This window comes from Streptomyces nanshensis (assembly GCF_001751255.1).
Taxonomy (GTDB): Bacteria; Actinomycetota; Actinomycetes; order Streptomycetales; family Streptomycetaceae; genus Streptomyces; species Streptomyces nanshensis_A.
On record NZ_LJGW01000117.1, the window covers coordinates 211 to 469 of the forward strand.

The window sequence follows — 259 nt, forward strand, 5'->3', positions numbered from 1 at the left end:
CGCTCTTGTCGATCGGCAGGTCACGGACGACTCCGGCGGTGTGCACCACGGCGTCGATCACGGTGCCCTCGGTGCGCAGTTCCTCCACGAGCGCGGTCATCGCGTCGCGGTCGGCGACGTCGGCCGCCAGCAGGCGCACGTCGGTGCCCGTGGCGGCGAGTTCGGCGCGGAGTCCGGCCGCGCCGTCCGCGTCGGGGCCGCGGCGGGAGAGCAGGAGAAGCGAGCAGTCGCCGCGGGCGGCGAGCCGCCTGGCCACATG

The 259-nt window shown here is 75.7% G+C and carries 1 protein-coding gene; it reads right to left on the reverse strand.

Translation table 11 applies throughout. The features are described from left to right. Positions 1–259: ketoreductase domain-containing protein (locus tag AN218_RS37950; RefSeq protein WP_244900321.1), on the reverse strand; the 259-nt coding region annotated here is incomplete at both ends.